At 47.0% G+C, this 6528-nt stretch carries 3 protein-coding genes; 1 reads left to right on the top strand and 2 read right to left on the bottom strand.

All coding sequences use genetic code 11. The annotated features are described in order from the left end of the window. Nucleotides 1-43: 43 nt before the first annotated feature. Both ACH2DQ_RS20555 and ACH2DQ_RS20550 read right to left on the bottom strand, forming a co-directional pair. The gene (locus ACH2DQ_RS20555; protein ID WP_395028114.1) at nucleotides 44-2137 is read right to left on the bottom strand and encodes an ABC transporter permease; all 2094 of its coding nucleotides are present in this window, start codon (nucleotides 2135-2137) and stop codon (nucleotides 44-46) included. Then, nucleotides 2137-2817 (bottom strand): ABC transporter ATP-binding protein, encoded by a 681-nt coding sequence (locus ACH2DQ_RS20550; RefSeq protein WP_394913597.1) that lies wholly within the window; start codon nucleotides 2815-2817, stop codon nucleotides 2137-2139. Before ACH2DQ_RS20550 ends, ACH2DQ_RS20555 begins: the two co-directional genes overlap by 1 nt. 249 nt (nucleotides 2818-3066) lie before the next feature. Between ACH2DQ_RS20550 and addB the strand changes: the two genes are divergently transcribed. Next, nucleotides 3067-6489: a helicase-exonuclease AddAB subunit AddB gene (gene addB, locus ACH2DQ_RS20545; protein WP_395028111.1), complete on the top strand. Its 3423-nt coding sequence runs from the start codon at nucleotides 3067-3069 to the stop codon at nucleotides 6487-6489. Nucleotides 6490-6528 lie beyond the last annotated feature (39 nt).

Below are 6528 nucleotides of genomic sequence, written 5' to 3'. Positions count from 1 at the left end.
TGGTACTGTCTGTGAGGAGCAGGGTATTGGTGCTGTTGGCGGTTTACTTTCTTTTGTCGCTGCAGGAGGCTCCGATTTCTAAAATGTGGTCCATGGGCATGATTGCTGTCAGTGTGAATCTGGAGGTATTTAGACCGATGTCTGGCAGCTTTTCAGCCAGTGCGCCGACAGTGAGGTTGAAATTAAAGTCTCCCGTATCTTCATCATATGCCCGTTCCGTGAAGGTAAGTTCCTGACCGGTGCGAAGACTTAAGAGTTCCCGCAGAACACTTTTTTTTCTGGTGCTTACGTCCGGGTCTTCCGTATAATTATAGAAAATAGCCCTGGATGGGTCTGTAAAATAGGGTTCTGGATCAATGCCCAGTTGGCTGCAGTAGTCCCGGAAGCTGTCTTCTTCCAGACCGATTAAGGTAGTGGATATCCGGTATCTGCCATCTCTTTCAATCGTAGAATATTTTTTCCTGGCTGCAATGTCATCAAAACCACCAAAGTAAGTCTCTATATCTTCTGAAGCATTCTGGTCGGTAATCCAGGTGGCACAGGGCAGTTTGTTGAAAATCGTGGCTCTGGTGACCTCCGGAATCTGTTTTATCTTTTCCAATACTTCCATATCCGGTGTCCGTCCGTCACTGATATTAAACTGTATGTGGCGGATATCATCCATTCCGGTCTGGTAAATATTCTGGGCGGCATTTTGAGTAGAAAAGATATATAAAAATCCGGTTAGCAGCAGGAAAGAGAGGCAAAGTGAGATGGTTGCCGTACGGTAGGAATGCTTTCTGGCAGACACTGCATTGGCTGCCAGTTCACCGGTGATCCCAAGGCGGCTGGTTATATGGCTTTTTCGCAGCCGTTTCTTCTTGATCCGGTAGTCCTGCTTCAGTGCTTCTACGGGAAGGAGCTTTGCAATCTTTCGCGCAGGTATGAGAGCAGACAGCCATACGGTCAGCAGTGACAGAAGAATGGCGGGCAGGATGGCAGGAAGTCCAAAGGAAAGCACAATATCCGGGGCAGTTCTGCCAATATCGTTATTTGCGTTGATTATCTGGAACAGCTTCATATCCAGCAGCCAGCCAGAGACAATCCCCAGTGGAAGCGGCAGGATGGTGAGAATCAGCGCTTCTGAAATGACGGCAGACTTAATCTGGCGGGGAGATGCCCCGATGCCAGCAAGGGTTCCAAGCTGGGCAAGCTTCTCAGTTGCGGAAAGTGCAAATGCATTGTGGATAACCAGAACAAATAAAGCCACTAACATTATGGCGATTACCAGAATCATCAGGGGAAAGGCCAGTGCACTCAGCTGATTCATCGCGCTTAACTGCTGATTGGAAAAGATGGCGTATTTGGATAACAGCTCGGAATTATACCGTAGATTATAGTTTCCATATTCGTCCTTTTCGTATCCGATGGAAGCAGCAAGTGCCGGAAGCTCCTTGTAAGTGCTTCTCATTGGGTCAAACCGCAGATATACAGTAATTTCATCTTCCGGCTGTATGCTATTTTCATCCAGATAACCAATGCCCGTATAAGCAGGAACAGAAGAGGATGTGGTCATATCCATCTCGCCTACGATTGTATAGGTCTTTGTGCCGGTCTGCCGGAAAGTTTCATCCTCGTGAAAACCTTCCGTTTCAACCCGGACCTTTCCCTCCAGCATACGTTTGCCAATGGGCAGCGTAAGGGTATCACCAATTTTTATATCCGGGTGATTGTCGAAATATTGTTTGGATAGGGCGATTTCATTTTCCTTCCGGGGCCGCTGCCCCTGGAGAATGATGTCTTTTTCCGGCATGGAATTCCAATATTCATCGTTGGCACCCCGGGATATGAGATAGCTGCGTTTCCCGGTTTCCTCCAGTCGGGCAACTTCCCAGTTTCCTTTTATCATAACAGCGGATACGGAAGCATAATTCTTAATATGTTCTAAATCTTTTCCAGAAGTGTTATCAAAAAGTTCCCCGTGCCAGTCCCCGTTCTCCCATTTGCTCATCCGTATCCCATCGGTCCACATCGTATAGAAGAAGCCGCAGACGCAGGACATAAGTGTGGTCATTAAGAACAGGGCAATGATAATAGCCAGGCTGGTGCGCTTGTTCTTGCGCACCGTATCCCAGACGTACTCTCGTAATATTTTCATCAGGACACCACCTCATCATGTAAGATTTTACCATCCTCCAGGGTGATGATCCGGTCTGCCTGGAGGGCAGTTTTTTCGTCATGGGTAATGAGTAAAATTGTCTGGTCATAGCGTCTGTTGGAGAGCTTCAGCAATTCAATGGTTTCTTCTGAAGTTTTGCGGTCCAGGTTCCCGGTAGGCTCATCAGCCAGAAGAATCGCCGGCTGGTAGATCAGGCTTCTTGCAATCGCTACACGCTGCTGCTGCCCGCCGGACAATTCCTGGGGCAGGTGGGTGAGCCGGTCGGTTAATCCCAGAGAGGAAACAATCTGTTTGAATCTGCTTTCATCCGGTTTTTTTCCGTCCAGCAGAATTGGTAGCAGAATATTTTTCCTTACATTCAGCGTGGGAATCAGGTTGTAAAACTGATAGACCAGACCCACCTTGCGCCGTCTGAAGACCGCCAGCTGCTCCATGCTCAGGGTAGCGATATCCGTATCTTCAATGTAGATATTTCCACTGGTAGGACGATCAACCCCTCCCAGCATGTGTAAAAGTGTAGATTTTCCGGAGCCGGATGCCCCGATAATAGCCGTAAAGCTTCCTTTTTCCAGAGACAGGCTCACCTGATCCAGAGCAGTGATCTTATTTGAACCGTTTCCATAGGTTTTTGTTAATTTATTGCATCGCAGTATTTCCATTTATAGAACTCCCTTCGTATTGATGATATCATAATATCCGTGTTAAGTGACAAAAAAGTGACATTTTACCGGTATGCGAAAAAAGGTTGCCAAATACCGGCTCTACGGGTTAGAATTGACTGTAAGCCAAATGCTCCGCCGCAAGTGCCGGGGTATTTGATCTCAGGGACAGCCGCCGGACGTACATACAAGCAGGTCCGACTGGAGCGTGTTGAAAATGTCCCGGAAATGAAACTTGGAGGGTAATTTATGTCATTACAATTAATTCTGGGAAATTCCGGCAGCGGAAAATCCTTTGAACTGTATAATAGAGTAATTGAAGCTTCTATCGCTGATCCGAAGGGGCATTTTATCGTGATTGTACCGGAACAGTTTACCATGCAGACTCAGAAAGAACTGGTTAGTCTCCATCCCAGAAAAGGCATTTTAAATATCGATGTACTTAGCTTTGGGAGGCTTGCGTACCGGGTGTTTGAGGAACTGGGGGCAGATAAGCGAACGGTGCTTGAAGAGACAGGGAAGAACCTGCTGCTGCGTAAAGTGGCAAATGAAAAAAAAGAGGAGCTGCAGGTACTGGGCGCCCATTTAAATAAACTGGGATATATCACACAGATGAAATCCATGATATCCGAACTTACCCAGTACGATGTGACTATGGATAAACTGGATCAGATGATTGAAAGCGCTGGGGAAAAAAAGCAGTTGTATTATAAATTAAAGGATGTGAGCGTATTATATGCCGGGTTCCGGGAAAAGCTCCGGGGCCAGTATATTACGGCAGAAGAAGTACTGGAGGCACTGTGCCAGGCGGCTGACCGGTCTGAGATTCTAAAGGGCAGCGTACTGGCATTAGACGGTTTTACGGGATTTACCCCGATTCAGCAAAAATTGTTAGAGAAACTCATGGTGCTGGCAAAGCGGGTCATGGTAACCGTTACGATTGATGCCAATGAAAATCCATTTAAAATTTATGGAGAGCATGAACTTTTCTATTTAAGTAAGAAAACCATCCGCAGTCTGACAAACATTGCGAAAGAGAAGCATGTAGTGATAAAGGATCCGGTAATCCTGGGAAAAGGACAGGTTTACCGTTTTAAAGATGCGCCGGTTCTGGGATTTCTGGAACAGAACCTTTTCCGGAGAAGAAGAGGGAAATACGAGTTCCCCATCCAGGAAATTTCCATTCACAATGCCAAGAATCCAACGGAAGAGGCTTATTTTGTGGCGCGTACAATTAAGCAGCTTACAAAAACAGGCTACCGCTATCAGGACATTGCGGTGATTACGGGAGATATGGCGGCTTACAGCAGTTATATCCGCAAAGTTTTTGAATCCTGTAAAATTCCCTGCTTTATTGATGAGACAAAAACCATTTTGCTGAACCCCTTTATAGAATTTATCCGCGCTGCACTGGAGCTGGTGCAGAAAAACTATTCCTATGAAAGCATGTTCCGGCTGCTGCGGACCGGGCTTTGCGATGTGACACGGGAAGAAACAGATCTTTTGGAAAATTATATTCTGGCAGCAGGCGTGCGGGGCTACAGTAAATGGCAGAAACCTTTCGAAAAAGTCACCCAGCGAAATGATGAACAAGTCTTAGAACAGTGCAACGAAATACGGGGTGCTCTTATGGAGAAGCTGGTGCCCTTTACGAAAGTGCTGAAAAATAAAAATGCATCCGTTTCCAAATACACAGCTGCCCTGTATGAGTTTATAATGTCCTGTGATATTCAGCGCAAGCTGACAGTCTATGAAGAAGCGTTTAAAGAGCAGAACCGCCTGGATATGGCAAAAGAGTACAGCCAGATCTATGGGATCGTCATGAGTCTTTTGGACAAATTAGTGGAACTTCTGGGTGAGGAATGTCTGCCTGTAAAGGATTATGCCCAGATACTGGATGCGGGTTTTGAAGAAGCCAAAGTAGGGATTATCCCGCCGACGGTTGACCAGGTGGTGGTGGGTGATATCCAGCGGACCAGGTTAAAATCCATCAAGGAGCTCTTTTTTGTAGGACTTAACGACGGCTGGGTGCCAAAGGCGGGAGGTACAGGAGGCATATTGTCTGACCTGGAACGGACCGCACTGGAGTCCAGCGGCGTGGAACTGGCACCTACAGCCAGGGAAAATATGTATACCCAGAAGTTTTATCTGTACCTGAATCTGACAAAGCCATCCACCCGTCTGTATCTGTCTTACAGTAAAGTGGATTCCGACGGCAAGACGCTTAGGCCTTCCTATGTCGTGCATGATATGGCAAGGCTGTTTCCGGCGGTGTCCCAAACGGATGAAGACCTGTATGACAGTATGCTGGAACGAGTGGCTTCACCGGGCAGCGGAATTCCCTATCTGATAGAGGGGCTTCGTAACATCCGGGAAGGGCGCCCCATGCCCGTGGATGAATGGATGGTGATGTTTGACTGGTATAACCAGAATAAAGATTATCAGAAGAAGATAGAAGGGCTGGTGGACGCTGCCTTTTACAAGCGCAATGATGAAGGGCTTCCAAAGGCAGTGGCTTCCTCCCTCTATGGAAGTATGCTGGAAAACAGCGTGACCAGGCTGGAGCGGTTTGCAGCCTGTGCATTTTCGCATTTTCTGATGTATGGACTGGATTTAAAGGAGCGGGAAACCTATCTGTTCCGGCCCATGGATATGGGAAATATCTTCCACCGGGTCATCGAACTGTTTTCTAAAAAGGTGGAACACAGCCAATACAACTGGTTCAGCCTGCCGGAGGAAATCCGGGATTCTTTCATCGAGGAAACGGTGGAGGAAGTATCTTCCGAATACGGGGCAAAGATTCTCTACAGTTCGGCACGAAATGAATATGCCATAGAGCGGATGAAGCGCATTATGCGCCGTACTGTCTGGGCGCTGCATGAACAGATCAAAGCGGGAACTTTTATACCCAGTAATTATGAAGTATCATTTTCAATGGTAGAGGATCTGGAAGCGGTAAATATTGCGCTGACAGAAGAAGATAAGATGAAGCTGCGGGGGAGAATTGACCGGACCGATGTACGGGTGGAAGAGGACGAAGTCTTTGTAAAGGTTATCGATTATAAATCGGGTAATACAAGCTTTGACCTGGTGGCACTGTATTATGGGCTTCAGCTTCAGCTGGTGGTATATCTCAACGCGGCTATGGAACTGGAACAGCGGATTTACCCCGATAAGGAAATAGTGCCTGCCGGTATCTTCTATTATAATATGCAGGACCCCATGCTGGACCGGGAGGAGGGCGATACACAGGAGATCATTAACCAGAAAATCCTGAAGAAGCTCCGCCTGGACGGACTTGTCAATGATAATAAACGGGTGATCGAAAATCTGGATACGGGTATGGGAAAAGATTCCTGCGTGATTCCGGTTTCCTATAATAAGGATGGCACACCGTCAAAGTCATCCAGTACTGCATCCCGGGAACAGTTTAACCAGATCTCCAGATTTGTGAATGAAAAAATTGCGGAGATCGGGAAACAGATTGTAGACGGACATATGGAAGCACAGCCCTATGAACGAAAGGATAAAACAGCCTGTGATTACTGTATTTACCGGGAAATATGCGGATTCGACGTACGGATTCCGGGGACCCGCTATCATCGTTTAAAGGAATATAAGCCGGAAGAAATATGGAAGAAAATAAGCGGGCAGACACTAGAGCGTGTTTGAAAATTCATTCCCGCCATCTGCACGCCCCACTTAGCGGCA

The sequence above is a fragment of the Robinsoniella sp. genome (assembly GCF_034124845.1).
The sequence above is the reverse complement of the archived record's forward strand: the minus strand, read 5'-3'. Positions and strand labels throughout refer to the sequence as shown.

Bases quoted from the DNA above. Each gene is read 5' to 3' on its own strand.
- ACH2DQ_RS20555 (WP_395028114.1), bottom strand. From the start codon at position 2,137: ATGAAAATATTACGAGAGTACGTCTGGGATACGGTGCGCAAGAACAAG.
- addB (WP_395028111.1), top strand. From the start codon at position 3,067: ATGTCATTACAATTAATTCTGGGAAATTCCGGCAGCGGAAAATCCTTT.
- ACH2DQ_RS20550 (WP_394913597.1), bottom strand. From the start codon at position 2,817: ATGGAAATACTGCGATGCAATAAATTAACAAAAACCTATGGAAACGGT.